General features: G+C 74.0%; 19 protein-coding genes and 1 pseudogene. 6 read left to right on the top strand and 14 right to left on the bottom strand.

All coding sequences use genetic code 11. The features are described from left to right. Positions 1 to 109 precede the first annotated feature (109 nt). Together ACLQ27_RS02390 and ACLQ27_RS02395 are read left to right on the top strand one after the other, a co-directional pair. On the top strand, positions 110 to 1,486 hold the full coding sequence (locus tag ACLQ27_RS02390; protein ID WP_425865452.1) for a serine/threonine-protein kinase: 1,377 nt from the start codon (positions 110 to 112) through the stop codon (positions 1,484 to 1,486). A gap of 104 nt (positions 1,487 to 1,590) precedes the next feature. Then, positions 1,591 to 2,853: a nucleotide sugar dehydrogenase gene (locus tag ACLQ27_RS02395; protein WP_357496845.1), complete on the top strand. Its 1,263-nt coding sequence runs from the start codon at positions 1,591 to 1,593 to the stop codon at positions 2,851 to 2,853. A gap of 93 nt (positions 2,854 to 2,946) precedes the next feature. Here ACLQ27_RS02395 and ACLQ27_RS02400 read toward each other — a convergent pair whose 3' ends face one another. From ACLQ27_RS02400 to ACLQ27_RS02415, 4 genes are all read right to left on the bottom strand, one after another. Next, on the bottom strand, positions 2,947 to 5,433 hold the full coding sequence (locus tag ACLQ27_RS02400; RefSeq protein ID WP_425865453.1) for an ABC transporter permease: 2,487 nt from the start codon (positions 5,431 to 5,433) through the stop codon (positions 2,947 to 2,949). Positions 5,434 to 5,579: 146 nt separating this feature from the next. Then, positions 5,580 to 6,245 (bottom strand): response regulator transcription factor, encoded by a 666-nt coding sequence (locus tag ACLQ27_RS02405; protein WP_357496849.1) that lies wholly within the window; start codon positions 6,243 to 6,245, stop codon positions 5,580 to 5,582. After that, complete coding sequence (locus tag ACLQ27_RS02410) at positions 6,242 to 7,453, bottom strand: sensor histidine kinase (protein WP_425865454.1); 1,212 nt, start codon at positions 7,451 to 7,453, stop codon at positions 6,242 to 6,244. Before ACLQ27_RS02410 ends, ACLQ27_RS02405 begins: the two co-directional genes overlap by 4 nt. 43 nt (positions 7,454 to 7,496) lie before the next feature. Continuing rightward, positions 7,497 to 8,195 carry a DUF305 domain-containing protein gene (locus ACLQ27_RS02415; protein WP_425865455.1) on the bottom strand — a complete coding sequence of 233 codons (699 nt, stop codon included), beginning with the start codon at positions 8,193 to 8,195 and terminating at the stop codon, positions 7,497 to 7,499. Between the two features lie 140 nt (positions 8,196 to 8,335). On the opposite strand from ACLQ27_RS02415, the gene ACLQ27_RS02420 reads away from it, so the two are divergent. After that, a complete protein-coding gene (locus ACLQ27_RS02420; RefSeq protein WP_234582829.1) occupies positions 8,336 to 9,793 on the top strand; it encodes an LVIVD repeat-containing protein in 1,458 nt (485 codons plus the stop codon). A 182-nt stretch (positions 9,794 to 9,975) separates the two neighbouring features. Further along, a complete protein-coding gene (locus tag ACLQ27_RS02425) occupies positions 9,976 to 11,202 on the top strand; it encodes an SLC13 family permease (protein ID WP_425865456.1) in 1,227 nt (408 codons plus the stop codon). 6 nt (positions 11,203 to 11,208) lie between these two features. Here the strand turns inward: ACLQ27_RS02425 and ACLQ27_RS02430 are convergent. The 7 genes and pseudogenes from ACLQ27_RS02430 to ACLQ27_RS02460 all read right to left on the bottom strand — a co-directional run bounded on the left by ACLQ27_RS02430 (position 11,209) and on the right by ACLQ27_RS02460 (position 18,058). Next, positions 11,209 to 11,684, bottom strand: a pseudogene (locus ACLQ27_RS02430) (DUF1203 domain-containing protein). A 100-nt stretch (positions 11,685 to 11,784) separates the two neighbouring features. Then, entirely contained in the window at positions 11,785 to 12,615 is an 831-nt protein-coding gene (locus ACLQ27_RS02435; RefSeq protein ID WP_357496859.1) for a MerR family transcriptional regulator, read from the bottom strand. Positions 12,616 to 12,670: 55 nt separating this feature from the next. Continuing rightward, on the bottom strand, positions 12,671 to 14,272 hold the full coding sequence (locus ACLQ27_RS02440; protein WP_357496861.1) for an asparagine synthetase B family protein: 1,602 nt from the start codon (positions 14,270 to 14,272) through the stop codon (positions 12,671 to 12,673). Positions 14,273 to 14,276: 4 nt separating this feature from the next. Beyond that, positions 14,277 to 15,245, bottom strand: a complete 969-nt coding sequence (locus tag ACLQ27_RS02445; RefSeq protein WP_357496863.1) for a hypothetical protein — start codon at positions 15,243 to 15,245, stop codon at positions 14,277 to 14,279. Between the two features lie 141 nt (positions 15,246 to 15,386). After that, on the bottom strand, positions 15,387 to 16,181 hold the full coding sequence (locus ACLQ27_RS02450) for an isocitrate lyase/PEP mutase family protein (protein ID WP_425865457.1): 795 nt from the start codon (positions 16,179 to 16,181) through the stop codon (positions 15,387 to 15,389). Continuing rightward, entirely contained in the window at positions 16,178 to 17,203 is a 1,026-nt protein-coding gene (locus ACLQ27_RS02455; protein WP_425865458.1) for a cytochrome P450, read from the bottom strand. Before ACLQ27_RS02455 ends, ACLQ27_RS02450 begins: the two co-directional genes overlap by 4 nt. 111 nt (positions 17,204 to 17,314) lie before the next feature. Next, on the bottom strand, positions 17,315 to 18,058 hold the full coding sequence (locus ACLQ27_RS02460; protein WP_425865459.1) for an ArsR/SmtB family transcription factor: 744 nt from the start codon (positions 18,056 to 18,058) through the stop codon (positions 17,315 to 17,317). Between the two features lie 173 nt (positions 18,059 to 18,231). Between ACLQ27_RS02460 and ACLQ27_RS02465 the strand changes: the two genes are divergently transcribed. Further along, positions 18,232 to 20,472, top strand: coding sequence for a family 43 glycosylhydrolase (locus tag ACLQ27_RS02465; protein ID WP_425865460.1), 2,241 nt, complete (start codon positions 18,232 to 18,234; stop codon positions 20,470 to 20,472). 94 nt (positions 20,473 to 20,566) lie between these two features. On the opposite strand, the gene ACLQ27_RS02470 is transcribed toward ACLQ27_RS02465, so the two are convergent. The 3 genes from ACLQ27_RS02470 to ACLQ27_RS02480 form a co-directional block, all read right to left on the bottom strand. Continuing rightward, a complete protein-coding gene (locus ACLQ27_RS02470; protein ID WP_357496873.1) occupies positions 20,567 to 21,076 on the bottom strand; it encodes a 2'-5' RNA ligase family protein in 510 nt (169 codons plus the stop codon). Positions 21,077 to 21,166: 90 nt separating this feature from the next. Continuing rightward, entirely contained in the window at positions 21,167 to 21,772 is a 606-nt protein-coding gene (locus ACLQ27_RS02475; protein ID WP_234588753.1) for a response regulator transcription factor, read from the bottom strand. After that, positions 21,769 to 22,923 (bottom strand): sensor histidine kinase, encoded by a 1,155-nt coding sequence (locus ACLQ27_RS02480; protein WP_425865461.1) that lies wholly within the window; start codon positions 22,921 to 22,923, stop codon positions 21,769 to 21,771. The genes ACLQ27_RS02475 and ACLQ27_RS02480 overlap by 4 nt, the downstream gene beginning before the upstream one ends. Before the next feature lie 132 nt (positions 22,924 to 23,055). On the opposite strand from ACLQ27_RS02480, the gene ACLQ27_RS02485 reads away from it, so the two are divergent. Beyond that, positions 23,056 to 23,970 (top strand): hypothetical protein, encoded by a 915-nt coding sequence (locus tag ACLQ27_RS02485; RefSeq protein ID WP_425865462.1) that lies wholly within the window; start codon positions 23,056 to 23,058, stop codon positions 23,968 to 23,970. The last annotated feature ends 20 nt before the right edge of the window (positions 23,971 to 23,990 follow it).

Raw genomic sequence — 23,990 nt, forward strand, 5'->3', positions numbered from 1 at the left:
CAGATCTGGCCGTGTCCACTGAGGTCGGACCGGTCGGACCGGTGGGTACGACCGCCTGGCCGATCAGCCGCAGCGCGCCGTTGGCCGCCACTCTGGGTACGGTAATGCTGTGTTGTCATCGGAGGTCGTGCTCAGCGGGCGGTACCGCCTGGACGAACGTGTCGCCACCGGCGGCATGGGCGACGTCTGGCGTGCCTCGGACCTGGTCCTCGGCCGGCAGGTCGCGGTCAAGGTCCTGCTGCCGGCGCTGGTCTCCGACCCGGACTTCATCGCCCGTTTCCGGGCCGAGGCACGGATCATGGCCGCTCTGCGGCACCCCGGGATCGTGCAGGTGTACGACTGCGGCGAGGACGACCTGCCCGACGGCGGTCGGGCGGACTACCTGGTCATGGAGTTCGTCGAGGGCGAGCCGCTGTCCAAGCGGATCGAGGCGGCGGGTCGGCTCGACGTGGCCGAGACGATGTCGATCGTGGCCCAGGCGGCGCACGCGCTGAGCGCGGCACACCGCGGCGGCATCGTGCACCGCGACGTCAAGCCCAGCAACCTGCTGGTCCAGGAGGACGGCACTGTCGTCCTCGTCGACTTCGGCGTCGCCCGTTCCACAAACGTGACCAGCATCACCAGCACGAACGCGGTGCCCGGCACGGCTCTCTACATGGCGCCCGAGCAGGCCGCCGGTCGTCCGGTCAGCGGCGCCACCGACATCTACGCGCTCGGCGCGGTCGCCTACTGCTGCCTGACCGGCGGTCCACCGTTCACCGGGGACAACCCCCTCCAGGTCGCCGTCCGGCATCTCGACGACGAGCCGCCGGAGCTGCCGCACGAGATCCCCGAGGCGGTCCGCGCCCTGGTGTCGCGGGCCCTCGCCAAGGATCCGCTCGACCGTTTCACCAGCGGCTCGGCCATGGCCGAGGCCGCCCGCACGGCGGTCACCGGCGGCGAGCCGCCGACGGCGATGGCGGCGTCGGTCCCGCTGCGCGAGGCCGGACCGGGCACCCGCACCGACGTGCCGGTCGGCGCGGCGGTGGCGAGCGCGGCGGATGTCGCGCGTCAGCGACGTCGCGGGCCACTTGTCGGCGCGGCAGCCGCCATGCTGGTAGCCCTGATCGGTCTCGGGGCGGCGCTGGGTGCGGCACGCAACACCGGCGACGAGGAGCCGGCGGTCAACCTGCCGACGACCTCCGCGACGCAGGTGCCCAGCCAGCAGGCGGAGCTGCCGGCGGCGAACGAGCAGAGCACCGACGACCCGGAGCGCCCGAACCGGCCGAACGTCCCGGACGCCACCACGTCGGCGTCGGTCACCGCCACGCCGAGCACGCAGCCCTCGCAGTCGTCCAGCCCGCCGTCGGCGACGCCGAACGCGACCACCGCGCCGCCGCCCAGCGACCCGCCGAAGACCGACCCGCCGAAGACCGACCCGCCCCCGACCAGCCCGCCCCCCAGCTCGGAGGCGTCGACCGGTCCGGACGATCCGGTGGGCAACTGACCAGCCGCCTCACCAGCACCGATATCACCAAAACGGACTTACGCCGCCGATAACCACTCTAGGCTCTCCGCAGGTCATTTCCACCATCTGCCGCGGGAGCCCGGGTGAGCGCTGAGAAGCTGGTCGTGATCGGTCAGGGGTACGTCGGGCTGCCGCTGGCCATGCGCGCCGTCGAGGCGGGCCTGGACGTCGTCGGCCTCGACGTCGACGCCGACCGGGTGAAGCGGCTCGCGTCCGGTGAGTCCTTCGTCGAGGACATCCCCACCGACCGGCTGGGCCGGGCGCTGGGCAGCGGTCGGTACCGCCCCAGCACGGAGTACACCGACGCCGAGGGTTTCGACATCTGCGTCATCACCGTGCCCACCCCGCTGCGCGACGGCACCCCGGACCTGAGCTTCGTCGAGCAGGCCGGCGTCGGCATCGGCCCGTACGTGCGGCCGGGTTGCACGGTGATCCTGGAGTCGACCACCTATCCCGGCACGACGGAGGAGCTGCTTCGACCGCTGCTGGAGTCGGCCAGCGGGCTGACCAGCCCCGGCGACTTCCACCTCGGCTACAGCCCCGAGCGGATCGACCCGGGCAACCCGACCTGGCGACTGGAGAACACCCCGAAGGTGGTCTCGGGTGTCGACCCGGCGTCGCTGGCCCAGGTGCAGGGGTTCTACCAGCGCCTGGTGGAGCGCACCGTAGCGGTGGACTCCACCAGGGTCGCCGAGCTGACCAAGCTGATCGAGAACACGTTCCGCCAGGTCAACATCGCGTTGATCAACGAGCTGACGATGCTCTCGCACCACCTGGACATCGACGTCTGGCAGGCGATCGACGCCGCCGAGACCAAGCCGTTCGGGTTCCTGCCGTTCCGGCCCGGCCCCGGCGTCGGCGGGCACTGCCTGCCGATCGACCCGTGCTACCTGTCCTGGCAGGTCAAACGGCGCCTCGGCCGGCAGTTCCGGTTCATCGAGCTGGCCAACGACGTCAACCACGAGATGCCCGAGCACGTCGCCCAGCGGATCATGGCGGGGCTGAACCGGTCCGGTCGGGCGGTAAGCGGCGCCCGGCTGCTGCTGCTGGGGCTCGCGTACAAGAAGAACACCGGAGACATGCGGGACTCCCCCGCCGTCGACGTGGCCCGCCGTCTGCAGGCCCTCGGCGCCGAGGTCCACGCGGTCGAGCCGTACGCCCAGGCCCACCACATTCCCGCCGGGGTCACCATCGTCGGGCTCACCGAGCGGGAGGTGCGGGCCGCGGACGCGGTGGTGGTGGTCACCGACCATGACAGCTTCGACTACGACCTGGTGGTCCGGCACGCCCGCTACGTCTTCGACACCCGCAACCGGTGCGCCGGCGAGATGGTCGAGCGCCTCTAGACCCGGCACCGCTGGCCGGTCCCGCCGCCGGGGAAGACGGCGGGACCGGCCGGCGGATGTCCGCTCGACGCCCGCGAGACGGGGCAGACCGGATCACGTGTCGGCGAGCGCCTCGACGACGGGCCGGGACAACGCCCGGCGGGCCGGGAGCACCGACGCGAGCAGGGCGGCCAGCACGGCCACGCCGAGGATCAACCCGAGCTGGCCCAGCGGCAGCACCACGTGGAAGTCCCCACCGAGACGGTCCAGCAGCGCCATCGCGGAGGCGCTGACGCCGGTGCCGAGACCGACGCCGAGCACCGCGCCGACAAGTGCCATCAGGACCGCCTCCGCCGCCAGCATGGCCCGCATCCGGGCCCGGGTCAGCCCGACCGCCCGCAGCACGGCGTTCTCCCGGGTGCGTTCGACAACCGACAGGCTCAGCGTGTTGGCCACGCCGACCAGCGCGATCACCACGGCCAGGCCGAGCAGCGCGGTGACGAAGGCCAACAGCATGTCCACAGTGCCGGTGAGCATCTTCTTGTACGCGCCCTGGTCCATCAGGTTCACCGTCGGATAGCGGGCCAGGACGGTCTCGATCGCGTCGCGGGCCTCGTCGGCGCTCACGCCGGCGGCGGGGTCGATCTCGGCCAGGAAGCCCCGCTCGCGGGGGAAGAGCACGGCGAAGTCCGCGTCGTCCAGGTCGATGACGTGCCCCTTGGGCGCCGCGCCGGCGACCATGTCCGGCGCGTCGTCGGCGACCACCGCCGCCACCCGGAACGACCGGCCCGCGATGGTGACCGGGGAACCGACCTGCCAGCCGCGCGCCTGCGCCAGCTCCCGGTACACCAGGACCTGCCCCGGCCCGAGTAGCCCGACGTCGCCGGCCAGCACGGCGGTCAGCGTCCGGCCGACCAGCGCCGGGTGGGCGGCGCGGACCTCGATGTCGCCGGTGACGGTGCTGCGCTGCTCGTGCACCACGCCCAACTCGGGGCGCGCGGCCAGCTCACCGGCGAGCGCGGCGGGCAGGTTCTGGCCGATGCCGCTCACCACGAAGTCCGTCCCGATCTCGGCGTCGACGCTGCGTTCGATGCCGTCCTTGGTGCTGCGCGCACCGACCACGAACGCCGACACGAGTCCGATTCCGATCACCAGGGCGGTCGCCGTGGCGGCGATCCGGCGCGGATTGCGCACGGCGTTGGCCACCGCGAGACCCACCGTCATCCCGAACAGCCGCCGAGCCGGCCAGCCGATCGCCCGGACCAGCGCCGGGACGAGCACCGGCCCGAACAGGACGATCCCGAAGAACGCCAACACGCCGCCGACGGCCACGAGCAGCACCTGACCGGCGCTTGCGGCGCCAGCGAGGGCCGCGACGCCGGCACCGAGCACCACCGCGCCGACGATCAGGCGCAGCCGACCGGCGCCCCGACCGGGCTGCACCGCGGCGTCGGTGAGCGCGGCCACCGGGGCGACACTGGTCCCCCGCCAGGCGGGCAGCAGGGCGGACGCCACGGTGAGCGCGGTGCCGAGCAGCAGGCTGGTCAGCACTGTCGAGCCGGCGACGGTCAGCCCACCGGAGAACGGCACGTCCAGCCGGGTCATCAGCAGCCGCATACCGGCCGCGAGAGCGATCCCGAGCAGCACCCCGAGCACGGACGCCACGAAGCCGACCAGCGCCGACTCCAGCAGGGCGGCCCGGAAGACCTGCCCCCGCGTCGCGCCCACCAGGCGCAGCAGGGCGGTGCGCCGGGTGCGTTGCGCCAGCACGATCGCGAAGGTGTTGGCGATCACGAAGCCGGCCACCACCACCGCGACCCCGACGAAGATGAGCAGCAGCATCATGAACTGGTTCAGGTCCCGGACCGCGTCGTCGACGGCCTCGTCGAGGATCTGCTGCCGGCCCTTCACGCTGGCGTCGGCGCCCCCGACGACCGCGCGCAGCCGGTCGGTCAGCACCGTCTCGGACGTTCCCGGTCGCGCCGCCACCATGATCCGGTCATAGCCGCGCGCGCCGCTGACCGCGAGCGCGTCCGGGCCGACCAGGCCGATGAACGGCCCGCCGACGTCGCGGACGCTGCCCGCCACGTCGACGGTACCGACCAGGGTGTACGGACGGGCCGCGCCGCCGGTGCCGCCGACCTGGACCGGGGCGCCGAGGGTGAAGCCCTCCTCGGCCGCGGTGGCCGCGTCGAGCACCACCTCGCCCGCGCGGTCGGGTAGGCGGCCGGACACCACGTCGTACGAGCGCAGAGCAGCCTCGGTGGGGATGCCGGCGAGCACGGCGTAGCCGAGCACCGGCCGGCCGTCGGTGCCGAGAAGCCCCGCGGTGCCGATCAGCTCCCCGGCCGCGGCGGCCACGCCGTCGACGGCGCGGACCCGGTCGGCCAGGCTCGCCGGCAGCGCCCTGTCGCCGCTCGGGTAGACGCCGAGGTCGGTGTGCCGGTCGAAGGTCCCGGCCCGCTCGTACGCGCCGGCGCGCATCCCGTCGACGAAGATCAGCGTGCCGGCGATGAACGCGACGCCGAGCACGACTGCCAGCGCGGAGAGCAGCATGCGCAGCGCCTCGGCGCGCAGCGAGCGCAGGGTCGATCGGATCATGTGCGGGCTCCCGGTGCAGGCGCGGATCGGACGCCTTCGACGCTATGGCCGGGCCGACCCGATCGATCTCCACCTGGACGCTCGAGGTGCGTACGACCGAGGTAGCGCTCGGCCCGCCGGCCGTACGACCCGGGTCGTACGACGGGTCACCGGCCGGGCGTGACCAGACCGCTCTCGTACGCCAGCACGACCGCCTGGACCCGGTCGCGCAGGTGCAGCTTCGCCAGGATGCGCCCGACGTGGGTCTTCACCGTGGCCTCGGCCACGTGCACCTTGGCGGCGATCTCGGCGTTGGACAGGCCCTGCGCGACCAGCAGCAGCACCTCCCGCTCCCGCTCGGTGAGCTGGGCCAGCCGGGGGTCGGCGGTCGGGCCCGCGCCGAGCTGGCCGGCGAAGCGGTCCAGCAGCCGCCGCGTGATCGACGGGGCGACCACCGAGTCGCCTCGCGCCACCACCCGGATGGCGTCCAGCAGTTCCTCCGGCGGGACGTTCTTGAGCAGGAAGCCGCTGGCACCGGCCTGGAGCGCGGCGAACGCGTCCGCCTCGGTGTCGAAGGTGGTCAGCACGAGCACCCGGGGAGGGCCCGACGGCCGGTCGGCGCAGAGCCGGCGGGTCGCCTCCACCCCGTCCATGGTGGGCATCCGGATGTCCATCACCACCACGTCGGCCTCGGTGCGGGACAGCACCCGCAGGGCGTCCGCGCCGTCGATGGCCTCCCCGACCACCTCCAGGTCGGGTTGGGAGCTGAGCACCATCCGGAATCCGGCGCGCACCAGCGCCTGGTCGTCCACGATCACCACCCGGACCGTCATGCCGCGATCACCTCCGCTGAGGGTTCCGACGGTAGCGGTAGCCGGACCTGGACCTGCCAACCCCCGGTCGGCTGGGCGCCGGCGGTGAGGCTGCCGTCGTACACCGCCACCCGCTCGCGCATGCCGAGCAGGCCGTGACCGCCCGACGGCGCCGGGCTGACCACCGGGCGGCCCCGGCCGTCGTCGACGACCCGGACCACGACGGCGTCGGCGGTGTACGCCAGGGTGACGTCGACGGCGGCCCCGACACCTGCGTGTTTGAGCGCGTTGGTCAGCGCCTCCTGCACCACGCGGTAGACGGTCAGTTCCAGGCCCGGAGGCAGGGCCGGCGGCTGACCGCTGGCGGTGTCGTGGATGCGCAGCCCGGCGTCGCGGAAGCGGGCCAGCAGGTCGGGCAGCTCGGCCAGGGCCAGCCGGCGGTGCTCCGGGTCGGCGGCCACCACCGACCCGCCGACGCCGGACGGGCCCGCGTCGCGCAGCACCCCGACCAGCCGGCGCATCTCCTCCAGCGCCGAACGGCCGGTGTCGGCGACCACCTTCACTGCCGTGCGGGCCTGCTCGGGGTCGCGGTCGAGCATGAACCGGGCCCCGTCCGCCTGGACGATCATCACCGCCATGCTGTGCGCCACCACGTCGTGCAACTCGCGGGCGATGCGGGTGCGCTCCTCGGCGACCGCCACCCGGGACTCGGCCTCCCGCTCGCGTTCCAGGGTGGCGGCCCGTTCCTCGAGGCTGAGCACGTACAGGCGGCGGGTCCGTACGTTCAGCGCGACGAGCCAGACCGCGCCGGTGACCAGCGCGTACCACAGCGCGGTCACCCACCAGTCGATGACGCCGGGGGTCTGCGCGGCGGCGAGCAGCACGCCAACGGCGGCGACCGCGCCGGCCAGCACGCCGTCGCGCAGGCGTTCGCCGTACTTCACGACGCTGTAGAGCGCGATGAGAACGGCGACGTCGAAGGCGAGCGGACCCCACTGGGCGATCACCTGGACCAGGGCGAGCGCCGCCACGACGACTGTCACCGCGCCCGGGTGGGTGCGGCGGAACAGCAGCGCCACCGCCATGCCCACGCCGACGCCGGTGGCTGCCCAACCGCCGGGCTGGGCCACCGCCGAGGCGAGGCCGACGAACGCCACCACGGCGGAGACGGCCACGTCGAAGGCGACGCCGCGCAGGGCGCGGCCGAACAGCGTGCGTCTCACGGTCACCCAGCGTACGTGTCGTGGCCGGTGGCGGGCGGCCGGTGGCTGGTCAGCGCGGGGTCAGCTCGCGCAGGCGGGCGATCTCGATGGCCTGCTCGGTGGCGAGGGAGGTGGCCAGCTCGTTGAGGGTCGCATCGACGCCTACCGACAGCAGGTCGGTGGCCATGGTGACGGCGCCCTGGTGGTGGTCGGTCATCATCGCGATGAAGAGGCGGTCGAACTCGACGCCCCGGGCGGCGGTCAGCCGGTTCATCGCCTCGGGTGACTGCATTCCCCGCATGCCGGCGTGGTCGTGGCCGGGCGCCGTCTCGGGCAGCCCGCGGGTGGCGAGCCAGCCGCGCAGGACCTTGATCTCCGGGCCCTGGCCGGCGCGGATGCGGTCGGCGTAGGCGCGGATCCGGGGGTCGGCCGCCCGCTCCTGGGCCAGCGTGCTCATCTCCAGCGCCTGCTGGTGGTGCGGGATCATCATCTGGACGTAGATGGTGTCCAGGCCGTTGTAGCGGGGTGGGCTGTCGTCGCGCAGCTCGTGCGCGGACCGGGCGACCGCCGGCTCACCCGGACGGCCGGGCACGAGCACGGGCGGGGGTGGCGGACCGGTCGGGCTGGCCGTCGGAGACGGTGACGCCGGACCGCGTTCGGCTGCCGGCCGGCCGGGGTCGCCGCCGGCACGGACCGCCAGCACCCCCAGCACCACAACGATGGCCGCCGCTATGACGACGGCCAGTAACCGGCCACGTCGGACAGTCATGTCGCACCCCCCTCAGGTCGAGGTCGCAGCGATCCTATCCATTGACGAGTCGGCGTAGATGTGACCCAGCTCACATCGATGATCTCCGTGGCTCGGTAAGGTACCGACAACGTCATCCCCCCTTTCGAAGGGCGCCGCCGATGATCAAGTTGGCCACCGCACGGCTCCGACAACTCCGCATCGTCAGCCTGGCCGCAACAGGCCTGCTGCTGACCAGCGTCGCCGTGGCGACGCCGAGCAGCGCGCAGGAGGCAGCGCCGGCCGCGGCACCACCGGCCGCCGCCGCCAGCGACATCCCGGGTGTCGACGAGATCCGCAGCAGCCCCAACCTGCGGCAGATCGCCAACCTGCCGAAGCAGGCGCCGTTCGACACGACGGCCGCGCTCAACAGCGACATGGCGTTCCAGGGCAAGTACGCCTTCGCCGGCAACTACAACGGGTTCGTCGTCTACGACATCTCCCGGCCCAGCGCGCCCAAGATCACCGCGCAGGTCAACTGCCCGGGCTCGCAGAACGACATCTCCGTCTACGGCAACCTGCTCTTCGTCTCCACCGACTCGTCACGCAGCGACGACTCGTGCGCGAGCGTGGCGCAGCCGGCGTCGGTGAAGGAGTCGTGGGAGGGCATCAAGGTCTTCGACATCAGCGACAAGGCCAACCCGCGCTACATCAAGTCCGTCGAGACCGCCTGCGGCTCGCACACCCACACGCTGGTGCCGGGCAAGGACCGCAAGAACGTCTACCTGTACGTCTCGTCGTACAGCCCGCGGGCCGAGTTCCCCGACTGCCAGCCGCCGCACGACTCCATCTCCATCATCAAGGTGCCGGTGAAGAAGCCGACCCAGGCGGCAGTCATCTCGACGCCGAACCTCTTCCCGGACGGCGGTTTCCCGGGCAGCGAGACCGGCTCGGCGACCACCGGCTGCCACGACATCACCGCGTACCCGTCGAAGGACATCGCCGCCGGCGCCTGCATGGGTGACGGCGTCCTGCTCGACATCAAGAACCGCGAAGCGCCCCGGGTGATCACCCAGGTCCGCGACACGGTCAACTTCGCCTTCTGGCACTCGGCCACCTTCAACAACGCCGGCACCAAGGTCGTCTTCACCGACGAGCTGGGCGGCGGCGGGGCGGCCACCTGCAACGAGACCGTCGGCCCCAACCGCGGTGCGGACGCCGTCTACGACATCACCGGCCGCGGTGACGCCCGGAAGCTGGAGTTCCGCAGCTACTACAAGATCCCCCGGACGAACGCCGAGACCGAGAACTGCGTGGCGCACAACGGCTCGCTGATCCCGGTGCTCGGGCGGGACATCATGGTGCAGGCGTGGTACCAGGGCGGCATCTCCGTCTGGGACTTCACCGACTCGCGCCACCCCAAGGAGATCGCGTACTGGGAGCGGGGCCCGCTGTCCGACACCCAGGCCATCACGGGCGGCGCCTGGTCGACGTACTACTACAACGGCAACATCTACTCCAACGACATCCAGAAGGGCCTGGACGTCCTGGAGCTGAACGACTGGCGGACCTGGACGGCCAACCTGACCCGGTTCCCGGAGCTGAACGTGCAGACCCAGCCCGGTTACCTGAGCTGGTAGCACGCACCGCGTGACCCGGGCCCGGCCTCCTTCTCGAAGGGGCCGGGCCCGGCCATGTCACGACGTGGATCAGGCCCGGTCCGGCGGGCCGGCGCCTCGGTCGAGGGCAGCCCGGTGGGGCCCGTCACCTGGGCGGGGGTGGCCGGGCCGCTCCGGCGGGTGATGTGCCAACGTGCTCAGCTGTGAAGTCTGCCGCCGGCACGCCGCCGGCCCCGCCCGAGCCGACCGTGCGCTGGCGTCCCCACCCGCTCGACGTGGTGGCGGTCGTCCTCGCGGTGGCCGGTGCGGCCTGCGCGCTGAGCGGGCTGCTGCCCCGCGCCGAGACGACAGCGACCCTGCACCGCATCCTGCCGCTGCTGCTCTTCCTCGGCACCGTGATCGTGCTGGCCGAGCTGACCGCCGTGGCGGGGGTCTTCGACGTGCTGGCCAGCCGGCTGGCCATCGCCTCCCGGGGCCGCTGGGCGGCGCTGTTCCTGCTCTGCGGCGGCCTCGCCACGGTGACCACGCTCGTGCTCAACCTCGACACCACAGCCGTGCTGCTCACGCCGGTGCTGCTCGCGCTGGCCCGCGGCCTGCGCGTCCCGGCCGGGCCGCTCGCGGTCACCACGGTCTGGCTGGCGAACACCGCGAGCCTGCTGCTGCCGGTGTCCAACCTGACGAACCTGCTGGCCGCCGACCGGGTCGGCCTCACGCCACTGGCGTACGCCGAGCGGATGGCGCTGCCGCAGCTCGCCGCCGTGGCGGTCACGATGGTGCTGCTCTGGTACGGCTGGTGGCGGCGTGAACGGCCGGCCGGTGGTCGCTTCGTACCGCCGGCCCGGCACGTGCCGCCCGATGCGGTGCTGCACCGCACCGCGCTCGCCGGTTGCCTGCTCTTCGTCGCCGGCATCCTCGCCGGGGTGGAGATCGGGATCGCCTCCAGCGTCGCGCTCGCGCTGGTGCTGGTGGGCTTCGTGATCCGCTCCCCGGCGACACTGCGCCCCGCGTTGGTGCCCGTACGCCTGCTGCTCTTCGTCGTCGGCCTGTTCCTGGTGGTGCAGACCCTCGGCCGGCACGGGCTGGACGACCTGGTGGCCGGCCTGGTCGGGGCCGACGGCGGGGCGGCCGGCGCGCTGCGTGCCGGCGGCACCGGGGCGCTCCTGGCCAACGCGGTGAACAACCTACCGGCCTACCTGGCCGGCGAGTCGGTGCTGCCGACGGCCGACCACACCCGCCTGCTGGCCCTGCTGATCGGCACGAACGTCGGCCCGCTGGCCGCGCCGTGGGCGTCGCTGGCCACCCTGCTGTGGTTCGAACGGTGCCGGGCTGCCGGTGTGACGGTGCCGGTGAAGCGGTTCGTGCTGACCAGCACCCTGCTCGCCGTCGTCGGCACGCTCGCGGCGGTCGGCGCGCTGCTGCTGGTCAGCTGAGGGCCGTCACCCGGCGGCCCGCTCCACCACGAACATGAAGCAGCCGTAGACCACGTTGCGGCTGTGCAGCTGGTGCACCTGCGGGTCGGCGAACAGCTCCGCGATCACCGCCTCCGGGTCCGTGCCGTCGTGCAGCCTGCCGCCGCAGATCCGTCCCTGCCGGTCGTACGCCCGCAGGACCTGGGGACGTCCCCGCCGGCCGGCGGGTGGCCGCCGCGGTGGTCCGGGCCGGGGCAGGCGGAGGCGTGCGCGAAGACCGGCCCGATCTCCCGGTACGCGACGGCGGCGATCGGCGGGGCGTAGCCGAAGAGCAGCAGCGCCTCCCCGGCCTCGGCGTCGCGCAGGCAACAGCGCAGCGGCTCCCCGCCGTCGGCCGGGCGCCCTTCGACGCGATGGCCCGCGGCGTCGCGGCCGGTCCGACGGACGAGGTCCAGCGCCGCGGCCGGCACGGCGTGGACGCGGAAGGTGGCGGTGATCGTCATGCGTCCAGCCTGCCCCGGCCAGGGTGCGGGTGCTGGCGGCGATCGGACCTGGCGCTGGGACCAGCCGCCGACGCGCTCGGCGCGACGGCGAAAGCGACAGTCAGGCGCGGTCGACGGCGAGCTGAAGCTCGGTGACGCCCTGCTCCGGGGAGTCCTGACAATATTCCAGGTACACCTCACGGGCGAATCCGACGGTGCGGTAGCCGTTCTCCTCGATCCACCGGGCGAGCACCTGGATGCTCTGCTCGACGTCGTCCATGGCGCCGTGGTGGACGATCGTCGCGGCCGTGCCCACCGCGGGCAGATCACGTACCGCCAGGTCGGACCGTGCCATCACGCCGGCGCCGACGGTCACCCCGGCGTGCACGACGACAGCGTCGCCGTCGTCATCGCCGGCGGGTTCGTACCAGGCGATGGCCGGGCCGGTCGGCGTGATCCCGGCCTCGGCCAGCCGGCGGAACAGCTCCGGGTACAGCGGTTGGATCACCGGACCGATGTCCTGGGTCTCGTAGCTGGGCGCGACAGCGGTCAGCTCCGCGACGCGCACCGGCGGGATCTGCGTGAGTACGACGTCCTGGGCGGTCATCCGACCCTCCGATTCGATCATGCGGAGCCTCGCCTCGACGGCCGTGAGCCGCGCGGTGTCGGCGGCCAGTTGCGCCGTCAGCTGGCTGCGGCGCAACCGCAGCATGCCGCGCAGCTCGGCGGTGTCGACGGCGTCGTCCAGGATCGCCCGCACCTGTTCCAGGGTGAGACCCAGGTCCTTGAGGGCGAGCACCCGGTTGAGCCGGCGCAGCTGGTCCGCCCGGTAGGAGCGGTAGCCGGTGTGCGCGTCGACGCTGGCCGGGCGGAGCAGGCCGATGCTGTCGTAGTGGCGCAGCATCCGCACCGACACGCGGCCGAGGCGGGCGAAGTCTCCGATGCTGAACATGGTCCCCTCACGCTCGTCCCTGACACGGTGTCAGAGTCAAGCGTCGGGTGGGTGCTCAGCCGACGGGTGAGCGGCGGGGCGGGCGGGGCCCGACCAGCCGACGGACCATCGGCGCGGCGTTCCACCTCGCCGCCCCGACCAGGTCGCGGGCGTGTTCCAGGACTGTGTAGTCGGGCCGGTTCATCCCGTCGGCGATGGCCCGGTCCAGGTCGTTGCCACAGCGGCTGAGCACCGTGTCGAAGTCACGGCGGACCGGTTCCAGCAGGTCGTAGCCGAACGTCCGGTGCATCCGCGCGAACAGCGGCTTGTAGAGCCGGACCCGCTCGTGCAGCCCCGAGGAGTACGACATGGGGTTCTTCGGCCGCCGCAGGACGTACTCGGGCAGCACGTCGGCGAACGCCCGACGCACGATCCACTTCTCCTGGCCGTCGCGCACCTTCAGATCCATCGGCAGACGCATCGCCAACTCCACCACGCTGAGGTCGAGGAACGGCACCCGCGCCTCCACCCCGTGCCCCATGGCGGTCCGGTCGACCCGCTGCAACTCGGTACGGCACAGGTTGCGGATGCGGTGCAGGAACAGCCGACGCGACGCGATCGGGTCGACCTGGCGGTACATGGGGTACCCGCCGAACAGCTCGTCGGAGCCGTCGCCGGTGAGTACCACCTTCACGCCGAGGTCCCGCAGCCGCCGGAAGATCGGCACCGAGACGACGGCGTTGATGATGTCGCCGTACTCGGTCAGCTCGGAGATCCGGATGGCCTCGCGGACGTCGGCCAGCCGGATGTCGCGCGGGCGCAGTTCGACGACCACGTGCGGCACGTCGAGGTCGGCGGCGAGCCGCCGGGCGTACGCCACGTCGGGGCTGTCCGGCACGCCGACAGTCACCGCCACGCAGTCCGGGTGGATGTCGCGTACCTGCCGCAGCGTCAACGAGCTGTCCAGCCCGCCGGAGAGCACCACCCCGACGGTCAGGTCGGTCTCCACCCGCATCCGGATGGCGTCGGTCAGGGCGGCCCGGACGAGCAGGGTGGCCTCGTCCGGGTCGTCGATGACCGGCAGACCCTCGCCGATGGTGAGCAGGTCGACGTACGGGCGCAGCCGCACGGGCCCGTCCGGCGCCGCCCAGCCGTGGTGTCCGGGCGGCACCTCGGCGACCGGGGCGTGGTGCCCGACGAGCGCCTTCACCTCGGAGGCGAGGTGCAGGCAGCCGGGGCGCCGGGACCAGTACAGCGGTTTCACCCCGAGCGGGTCGCGGGCCAGGTACGCCCGGCCGCTGGCGCGTTCGACGACCGCGAAGGCGTACTCGCCGCGCAGCCGGGTCACCGCCGCCTCGCCCCACTGTTGGAACGCGGCCAGCAGCACCTCGGTGTCGCTGTCGGTGCGGAACACCTGTCCGAGCCGGGTGAGCTGCGCGCGCAGCTCCCGGTGGTTGAAGATCTCGCCGTTGAAGCAGAGCAGCCAACGTTCGTCGGTCGACGTCCAGGGCTGTACGGCCCGGTCGCGGTCGACGACGCGCAGCCGGCGGGTGCCGGCGAGCAGTCCGCGCTCCGAGCGGGTCTCGGTGACCTCGCCGCGTGGGGCGAGGACGGCGAGCATCCGCCGGAAGGTCGCGGGGTCGGCCTCGGGGCCGAGGCTCAACGCGATGCCGCACATGGGCTCAGACCCCCATCTCGGCCTCGTACGCCCGGCGCAGACGACGCCGGGCGGAGGGCGCGAGGCACAGGTGCCAGGCCTGCCCCTCGTCGATGACGTTCAGCTCGCCGGCGTCCTGGCGGGCCAACAGCAGCTCCGCGAGGGTGTCGCGGGCGCCGAACCGCTCGAACCAGGCCAGCTCGACGTCGGCCGAGTAGCCGAGGCAGTGCCCGCTGGGCAGCATGGCGGCGTAGCCCAGGCGGCGCAGCCGGTACTGGTGCTCGGTGCTGCGCACGAGGCTGGTCACCCACAGCGGCGGGGTGGCCGGTGGCGCGGCGGCGGCGAACTCCCGGCCGAGTTCGTTGAGCAGGGCCACCACCTCCCGGCGGGCACGCCGGAACAGCAGTCCGGCGGTGTGCGGGCTCGCGTGGGGCCGCAGTCGCCGGCGCAGTCCGCGCGCGGCGCGGCCCAGGACGGTGGCGGGTTGCTCCTGGTACCGGAAGCGCAGCAGGTCCCGGCGGCGCAGCCATTCCAGGTCGACGAGGTCGGCGCTGCCGTTGACCTGGTCGTCGGTGACGAAGATCGGGGCGTCCTGCCACCACAGCACGTCGATGCGCGAGAGCAGGTAGATCCGGACCAGCGCGGTGAGGTCCCGCGCCGAGGTGCGTTCGTTCGGCTGGTAGCGGGCCATCTCCAGCAGCAACGTCTCGCGCGCGCCGAGCAGACCCTGCGGGGTGGCGTCGAGCACGGCCGCCAGGGCCGGCTCGCGCAGTCGCTCGTCGATGAGCACCTGACGGGCGCGGGTGCTGGTGGCGTCGGCCAGGGCGCCCACCTCGACCAGCAGGTCGGCCACGGCAGCACGGTAGGCGGCGAGGTCGGGCGCGGCGGTGGGCAGCCGGTGGGCGGCGGCGCCGGGTGGCCGGCGGCGGGCGGGGGCGGTGGGCGACGCGGGCGGTCCGGGCTGCTGCCCCGGACTACGGCTGGGCACTCGCATGACGGGGTCCCTTCTCCGGTCACGGCGCGGGATGAATCGCCCTGAAACACACCGTAATCGTCCGGACCAGGCAGCTACCGAACAATCCTCCGATCTACCCCCGAACGGACGCGACCACCACCGGCAGGCGGGCGGGGACCCTCAGTCGCCGTCCGCCGGAACCAGGTCCTGCACCTCGGCGTACGACGGCAGTCCCGCCGCGCTGCCCCCTTCAGCGCGGATGGCGTCGGCAGCGGCGACCGCAGCCCCGAGCGCGGCCCGGAACAGCAGGGAGCCGGTGCTGAGCCGGGCCACCCCGGCCCGACCAAGCTCGGTCAGCCCAGGGCCGCCCGGCTGGTACAGCGCGTTCACCGGCGCGTCGAGCCGCTCGGTGAGCAGGCGCAGCGTCGCCACGTCGACGGCGCCGGGCACGAAGATGCCGTCCGCGCCGGCCGCCCGGTAGGCGTGGGCGCGGCGCAGGGCCTGCGGCAGCGGGTCGGGCACGTTCAGCCACCACGTGTCGGTGCGCGCGTTCACGAACAGGTCCGGCACCGCCGCCTTGACCGCCGCAATCTTCTCCGCGACGCACTCGGGGTCGGCGAGGGTGCCGTCACAGCGCCCGTCCTCCAGGTTGATCCCGACCACACCGAGGCCGGCCAACTCCGCCACGTACCCGGCGACCTGGGCCGGGTCGTCGCTGAACCCGGCCTCCACGTCGACGGTGAGCAGCACCGGCAACCGGGCCAGCCGGCGGGCCAGGGCCAGGGTCTCGGAGGCGGTGGCCGCCGCGCCGTCGGGAAGGCCCGCGGTCGCGGCGACCCCGAGGCTCGTGGTGCCGACCGCCGGATGGCCGCGCGCGGCGAGCGCCGCCGCCGAGGCGTGGTCCCAGGCGTTGGGCAACAACAGGGGACGGCCGGTGTGGTGCAGGGCATGGAACGCAGCACGGCGCTCGATCATCGGACGCTCACCTCGACTGTGGTCGGGACGTGCAGGGTCGGGTGCGGCTCGTGGCGCAGCGGAGTCGGGGTGCGCCGGCAGCGTTTACGCAGCACGTCGAGCACCCCGCCGGCCAGCGCGAGAGCATGCCGGTCACCGGGGCAGCCGCGCTCTCCCGCGCCGAAGGTGAGCAGACCGGCGCCCGGTCGGCCGGGGCGGAACGCCGCCGGCTCGCCGAACGCCCGCGGGTCACGGTTGGCCGCGTCGAAGCGCAGCAGCACCGCGCTGCCGGCGGGCAGGTCCCGTCCGCCCAGTCGTACCGCGTCGACGGTGACCCGTCGGGTGGCCCGGACCGGCGGGTCCAGGCGCAGCACCTCGGCCAGCAGGTCGGCGGTCGCCGCCGTGGTCGCGACGGCCGGGTTCAGCAGGTGGTGGGCGGCGGCGCCGATCAGGCCGGCGGTCGCGTCGCACGCCTGGACCAGCAGACCGATCAGGTTGGCCCGCACCTCCGGCGGGGCCGGCGGGCAGAGCGCCAGCAGCGCCGCCACCGCCCGGTCGGCCCGCGCGGCCAGCGCCGGGTCGACCCCCGGGTGGTACGCCGCGGCGACGACCGCGACCGCCGTCCCGGCGGCTGCCGGATCGACGAGACCGAGTTGGCCGGCCAGGACCCGCAGTGGCACCGGCCGGGCCAGGTCACGCATCACGTCCAGGTGGCCGTCGGCCCGGTCGAGCACTGCGACGGTCAGCCGGGCCGCCTCGTTTTGCAGCTCGTCCGGGTCCAGCCCGGCCAGCGCGGTCACCCCGATCGCGCGGCGCTCGGCGTGCCGTCGGGGCGGGCTGAACCTGCTCACCGAGGCGCGCAGCCAGGCGAGCGTGCCGGGCGGACCGCTGTCGACGGCGGGCACCCGCAACGCCGGGTCGGTCAGCGCCGCCCGGACGTCGGCGTGCCGGGTCACGCACCACCCGCCGCCCGGCTCGAAGGTGGGCGGGCCGCACGCCGGCGTTCCCGCGGCGGGCGCGATGTCCGGCCAGATGTCGATCACCGCTCGACCGTAGGACCCGAACCGTTCGCTCCCCACCGAACAGTTCCGCGCCGCACACCACAAGATCGTGCTCGATCGGCGGGCGGCGGGCGGCGGGCGGCGGGCGGCGGGTCAGGCTCGGCCGCTGGACGGTGCCGCGGGCGTGTCGCGGATGAGGATGTGCTCGGGTACGCCCAGGCTCCCGGCCAGGGCGGCGCGGCCGATCGGGGTGAGGCGTACCGCCCGCCCGGTGCCCTGGGTGATCCAGCCCAGCTCGGCGAAGCGGCGGCGCAGTGCCGCGCCGAGCGCTCCGGCGAGGTGCGGCCGGCGTTCGGTCCAGTCCAGGCAGTCGCGGACCACCGGTCGGCGGGCGGCGCGCAGCACGTCCACGGGTACGCCCAACCCGGCCGCCCAGGCCCACCCGTCGGGCGTCAGCGCCAACCCACTGGATCGGTCCAGCCGGCCGTCGGCAAGCAGCGCGTCGTACAGCAGGACGCCCAGCCGCCCGGCGAGGTGGTCGTAGCAGGTCCGGGCGTACGCCAGGGCGGCGCTGGCACCCGCCGCGCGCAGTGACGTGGTCGGCGCGGGAGGGGCTGGCGCGTGTCCGGCGAGGTCCTCGATCAGCTGGGCCACCGACGGTCCGGCCAGGCGCAGGTAACGGTGCCGGCCCTGCCGCTCCTCGACCAGCAGCCCACCCCGGACCAGCCGGGTGAGGTGCTCACTGGCCGTGGACGGGGCGACCCCGGCACGTCGGGCCAACTCGCCGGCGGTCCAGGCCCGCCCGTCGAGCAGCGCCAGGCAGATGCCGGCCCGGGTGCCGTCGGCCAGCAGGGCGGCCAACTCGGCCATCCCCCCGCCGCCGACGCCACCACTCATGGCCCCATCATCGCCGATCACCGGGTGTACCGATCGGACAGGCCTGGTCGAGAAGTGCCGGTCGCCGCCCGCGTCAGCAGCGGGCCGACCCTTTACAACGTTGTATCCATCGTTGTAGAAACGAGGCACACAGCGACCCTTGTCGACACTCCCCCACACCAGAGGCAGGCCCCATGCGAAACCTCCGCCGGGGCGGCGCGCTCGCCGCCGCGTTCGGTCTGATCCTGGCCGCCACCGCTTCCGCTTCCGCCGCCGCCTCCGCTGCGGCGACCGCCCCCGACCGCCCGTCGGGCTATCGCAACCCGGTCTCCGCCGACATCGGCGACACCTTCGCCGACCCGGTCGTCGTGCGCGGCGACGACGGTTTCTGGTACGCCTACGGCACCACCGACCCGCTGCGCGAGGGCGAGGGCGCGTTCCACCGGGTGCCCACCGCCCGCTCGGCCGACCTGGTCGACTGGACGTCCGTCGGTGACGCGTTCGGCCCCGACCAGCGCCCGCCCTACGCGGCGCCCGGCGCGGCGTACTGGGCCCCGGACGTCCGCCGGCTCGGCGACCGGTGGGTGATGTACGTGACGGTCACCGACACCACAGTCTCCGCCGAGGGCAGTGACTACGCGATCGGGGCGGCCACCGCCCCCAGCCCCGCCGGGCCGTGGACGTTCGCCGACCAGCCGGTCGTCGCCCCGCGCCCCGGCGGCGGTGGCGGCTGGCTGTGGACCATCGACCCGAGCCAGTTCACCGACGTCGACGGTCGTAGTTACCTCTACTACGGCAGCTACTACGGCGGCATCTCGGTCACCGAACTCAGCCCGGACGGCCTGCGCGCGGTCGGCGCCCCGACGCCGGTGGCCATCGACAACAAGTTCGAGGGCAGCTACGTGCTGCGCCACGACGACTGGTACTACCTGTTCGCGTCCACCGCGAACTGCTGCGCCGGCCCGGCCACCGGCTACTCCGTCCAGGTCGGACGCGCCCGCAGCCCACGCGGCCCGTTCACCGACCGCGACGGCGTCGCGCTGACCGCGTCCCGGGCCGGTGGCACACCGGTGCTCACCCAGAACGGCAACCGCTGGATCGGCACCGGGCACAACGGGTTCCTCACCGACCTGTCCGGTCAGGACTGGATCGTCTACCACGCCATCGACCGGGCCGACCCGTACCTCGACGAGCCGTTCGGCATCAACGAGCGCCCCATGCTCCTCGACCGGCTGGACTGGATCGACGGCTGGCCGACGGTCAACGCCGGCGCGGGCCCGTCCGAGGGCACCCGACCCGCGCCGGTCACCACCGGCCGCGTCGACGAACGCTTCGACACCGCGAGCCTCGCCGGTTGGCAGCGCGCCGGCCAGTGGCGGGTCACCGACGGCCGGCTCAGCGGCAGCGGCGCGCTCACCAGCCGTACCACAGTGGGCGGGGACGTGCGCGCGGAGGCCGACCTGCGAGTCACCGGCGCGAGCAGCGCCGGGGTCACCCTCGGCGACCGGGTCGAGGTCCGGGTGGACGCCGCCGCCGGCCGCCTGGTCGCCCGCGACGGCCGCCGCCAGGCCAGCACGCCGCTGCCCGCCGGGCTCGACGTGGGCGATCGGCACAACCTGGCCATCGAGGTACGCGGACAGCAGCTCGTCGCCGAGTTGAGCCCCGCCCGTCTCGGTGACCAGCTCGCCGTGGTGTCCCTGCGGCTGGACCGCCCGGTCGCCGGCCGACCCGGGCTGACGGCCACCGGCGGCACCGCCGAGTTCGACAACGTCAGCGTGGCGCGGCTGTACCAGCCGGCCAGGCGGGCCGTGCCCGAGCCCCGGGTCGGTGCGCCGCTGCCGGCGTACTCCGACGAGTTCAACGGCGGGCTCGACGGCGACTGGCGGTGGGTACGCGCGGACCCGGCGGCCACCGTCGCCGACGGGGCGCTGCGCTGGCCCGTGCAGGCCGCCGACCTGACCGGCACCGGCAACACGGCAGGCGTGCTGCTGCGCGACGCCCCGAGGGGCGACTACGTCGTCGAGACGACTGTGACGCTGGACCTGGGCGAGGAGACGGTCCGCAACTACCAGCAGGCCGGCCTGGTCGCCTACGTGGACGACGACCGGTTCGCCCGGCTGACCCAGGTGGCGATCTGGAACACCCGCCAGGTCGAGTACGGCTACGAGCTGCCCTTCGCCGGCCAGCCGGTGTACGGCGGCAGCATCGTCGGCACCCCCGCCGCCACCACCTGGCTGCGGTTGGCGCACCACGTCGACCGCGCCACCGGGGAGCACGAGTTCCGGGCCGGGTCCAGCCGCGACGGGCGTATCTGGACCTGGGGTGCGGTGTGGACGTTCCCCGCCGACACGACTCCCCGGATCGGGCTGGTCGCGCACGGCGGCGCCGAGCCGGCCGTCACCGCGCGGTTCGACTACCTGCGCTTCTACCGCTGACGCGTCGCCCCTGGTCGGCACTACGCGGCGATCGGTGGCAGTTCAGCAGGACGACACTCGGCGTATCGCACTGCTGAGCTGCCACCGACCGCGCTCATCCGAGCGATGTCACCGTCCGGTCCGTACCGTCGTAGCTGCGGGCGGCCACGAACGTTCCCGCCGGCCGTTGCCCACCGGTCACGGCGCGGGCCATCCGCAGGTCCGCGTCGCGGAACCGCAGCGCCAGACTCAGGTGCGGCACCCACGCCCCCGGGGCGTGCCAGGGGCGGTGCCCGTCGGCCCGGTCGAGGACGTCCCAGACGGCGGCGTGCAGCGCGGTCAACGCCGTCGTGGGCCGCACGAGCCAGACCAGCGGGGCGCTGCCGTCGAGGACGACGACCCGGTCGAGCGTCACCGGCACCGGCAGCGCGGCGTCGAACAACTCGGCCAGGCGGTGCTCGACACCGGACGGGAACCCGTCCACGGCCGCCATGGTCAGATGCGGCCGGTTCGTCGGATGGATGTTGCGGGCCAGACTCGGCAACCCGGCGGCCGCCAACCGACCCCAGGCCGTCCGGATCGCGACGTCCAACCCGGGCGAGCAGACCAGTTCCACCGTACGCACGCAGACACGCTAGCCCGAACGCGGTGACCCGAGTGCCGGCCCTGCGGGACGGGCCCGTTGATCAACGCCCTCCCCCGGGATGGGCGCGGGTCAGAGCCAGCCGTTGTCCCTGGCGGCCCGCACCGCCTCGGCCCGGTCGGTCGCGCCGAGCTTCTGCACGGCCGCGGAGAGGTGGTTGCGCACGGTGCCGGTGGACAGGTGCACCCGACGGGCGATCACCGCGACCGGTGCGCCGAACTCGGCCAGCCGCAGCGTCTCCAACTCCCGTGGCGTCAGCGGGCACGCCGGCAGGGTCAGCGCGTCGGCGGCGAGGGACGGGTCGACGTACCGGCCGCCGGCGTGCACCCGGCGGATCACGTCGGCCAACGCGCCGCCGGGCGAGCCCTTGGGCACGAAACCCCGCGCCCCGGCGGTCAGCGCCTGGCGCAGGTGCCCCGGCCGGCCGTGCCCGGTCAACACGACCACCGCGCACTCGGGACGCGCCCGGGCCAGCTCCGCGGCGACGGCGATGCCGTCCAGGCCGGGCATCTCCAGGTCCACGACTGCCACGTCCGGGCGGTGCGCGAGCGTCGCGGTGACCGCCGTCGGCCCGTCGGCGGCCTGGGCCACCACCTCGATGTCCGGTTCGAGGCCGAGCAGCGCGGCGACCGCGACCCGGATGAGGTCCTCGTCGTCGGCCAGCAGGACGCGGATCACGACGGCACCGGCACGGTGGCCTCGATGGTGAACACCGCGTCCTGCCGACGTACCCGCAGCTCTCCCCCGGCCGCGGCGAGCCGGTCGGCCAGACCCCGCAGGCCGTGGCTGTGCGCGTCCGGGCCGCTCTCGTCGGCCCCGTCGTTGGTGACGGTCATCCTGGCCACGTTCTCCTTTCGGTCGATGCGGATCCGGCACCAGTCGGCGCGGCTGTGCCGCAGCACGTTGGTGCCCGCCTCGCGCAACACCGCCGCCAGCTCGGTAGCGGCCGGCTGCGGCAGGTCGACGGGGAGCGACGGCACCGTGCAGCGCACCCCGCAGGACCGGAGCACCTCCGCCACGGCCTGCAACTGCTCACCGAGATCGACCGCGCGGTAGCCGTGCACGCTCTCGCGGACCTCGGTGAGCGCGGACGCGGCGAGCCGCTGCACCTCGGCGGCCTCCCGGCCGGCCCGCGCCGGGTCGACCGGGGCGAGCCGCGCGGCCAGTTCGGCCTTCAACGCAATCACGGTGAGGCTGTGCCCCAGCAGGTCGTGCACGTCGCGGGCGAAGCGCAGCCGCTCCTCGGCGGCGACCAGCCGGGCCTGGGCGGCCTGACCCTGGCGGGCCTCCACCAGCAGGTCCCAGAACCAGACCTGGAACCAGTTCACCGCGGCCACGGCCACGCCGATCCCGCCCGTCACGGCCAGGGACCGCCCGACCGGGCCGCCGGTCCACCAGGCCACCGCCGCCGACACCCCGAGGGTGCCGGCGGTGACCGCCAGCGCGCCGGGGAGACGGACCACCAGCGGGGCCATCCCGACCAGGGCAGCGCCGATCCAGGCCCAGGTGGGCCAGACCCCGGCCGCGACCGGGGCCACCAGCGGCACGGTCAGCGCCGCCATGACGGCCAGCGCGAGCTGGGCGCGGCGTCGCCACCGCTGGGCGAGCCAGGGGGTGACCGCCGCGTACAGCACAGCGGTCTGGGTGGCCGCGAAGGCGAGGATCCCGACCGCGCCGAGTGCGACGCGGCCGGCGTGCGGCTCCCGGGTCAGGCCGACCGCGGGCAGCAGCACGGTCGCCCACACACCGCCGGCCAGCGACAGCAACGTGACCAGCCGGGCCCGGCGCAGCCGGCGATCCGCCCGGGGCGTCGACACCTCGCTCGTCACGCGTCGATCGTAGGACCGCCCCGCGCCCGGTCCACCCGTGCGAGTTGTCACGGTCGGACCGCGCGCTTCGCACGGATTTCCCGTGATGGACGAACCTGCCCACCGCCCCGGACCGCCGGCAGGGTCAACGCCATGGAGAAGACACGGATGTACGCGGACCACGCTCCCTCCGTACCGCAGCCCGGATCGCTGCCGGGCGACTGCCCGGCACCCGCCGACGCGACGCCCTCGGACGCGGCGGCGGTCGGCGGCACACGACGGCTGCTGTGGCATCTCGGCGAGATGGCACTGGCGATGATCGCCGGGATGGTGTTGCTCGGCCCGCTGTGGGGCGCGGCCGGGGGCGCGTCGGGGGTCGCCGGGACGCTCGACCGCCCCGAGGTGGCGGCGCTGGTGATGGCCACCAACATGAGCGTCGGGATGACGGTGTGGATGCGCTACCGGGCGCACCACTGGCGTGGGATCGGCGAGATGGTCGCCGCGATGTACGTCCCGTTCCTGCTGCTGCTCCTGCCGTTCTGGGCCGGCCTGCTGGACGGCGACGCGCTGATGGTCGGCGGGCACCTGCTGATGGTGCCGGCCATGGTGCTGGTGGCGGTGCGACACCGGCACGAGACACCGGCGGCGGTACGCCGGCACCCGGCGGCGCTGGCGCTGGCCCGCCGCTGGCCGACCGGGCTGGCGCTGCTGGTGACCGTGGACATGTGGGTCGACCCGACGGTGCTCAGCCCGTGGACGTTGCTGGTGCTGCCCGGCGGGTACCTGCTGATCGGTGTGGTGCGGCGCACGCTGCGCGGGCCGGGCGTGCTCGCCAGCCAGCTGGCCGGTCTGGCCGTCTGGGTCGCCCTGATGGTGATCGCGATCCTGGCCGGTGGGCGGACGGCCGCGTGGCTGGTGGCGTTCGGTTGGCTGGCGCACGCCGGCTGGGACGTGGTGCACCACCGCAGCGGCCGGGTGGTGCCCCACGGCTACGCGGAGTTCTGCGGGGTCCTGGACACGGCACTGGCCGGCATCATGATCCTCGCGATCCTCACCACCGATGCCTGACACGCCCACGCCGCTCGTGA

Origin of the sequence: Micromonospora sp. DT63, from assembly GCF_049841615.1 — a bacterium.
Taxonomy (GTDB): Bacteria; Actinomycetota; Actinomycetes; order Mycobacteriales; family Micromonosporaceae; genus Micromonospora.

Coding starts and splice junctions, on each gene's coding strand:
- ACLQ27_RS02450 (WP_425865457.1), bottom strand. CDS start 16,181: ATGATCGAGCGCCGTGCTGCGTTCCATGCCCTGCACCACACCGGCCGT.
- ACLQ27_RS02405 (WP_357496849.1), bottom strand. CDS start 6,245: ATGACGGTCCGGGTGGTGATCGTGGACGACCAGGCGCTGGTGCGCGCC.
- ACLQ27_RS02465 (WP_425865460.1), top strand. CDS start 18,232: ATGCGAAACCTCCGCCGGGGCGGCGCGCTCGCCGCCGCGTTCGGTCTG.
- ACLQ27_RS02420 (WP_234582829.1), top strand. CDS start 8,336: ATGATCAAGTTGGCCACCGCACGGCTCCGACAACTCCGCATCGTCAGC.
- ACLQ27_RS02400 (WP_425865453.1), bottom strand. CDS start 5,433: ATGATCCGATCGACCCTGCGCTCGCTGCGCGCCGAGGCGCTGCGCATG.
- ACLQ27_RS02485 (WP_425865462.1), top strand. CDS start 23,056: ATGGAGAAGACACGGATGTACGCGGACCACGCTCCCTCCGTACCGCAG.
- ACLQ27_RS02445 (WP_357496863.1), bottom strand. CDS start 15,245: ATGCGAGTGCCCAGCCGTAGTCCGGGGCAGCAGCCCGGACCGCCCGCG.
- ACLQ27_RS02440 (WP_357496861.1), bottom strand. CDS start 14,272: ATGTGCGGCATCGCGTTGAGCCTCGGCCCCGAGGCCGACCCCGCGACC.
- ACLQ27_RS02415 (WP_425865455.1), bottom strand. CDS start 8,195: ATGACTGTCCGACGTGGCCGGTTACTGGCCGTCGTCATAGCGGCGGCC.
- ACLQ27_RS02460 (WP_425865459.1), bottom strand. CDS start 18,058: ATGAGTGGTGGCGTCGGCGGCGGGGGGATGGCCGAGTTGGCCGCCCTG.
- ACLQ27_RS02435 (WP_357496859.1), bottom strand. CDS start 12,615: ATGTTCAGCATCGGAGACTTCGCCCGCCTCGGCCGCGTGTCGGTGCGG.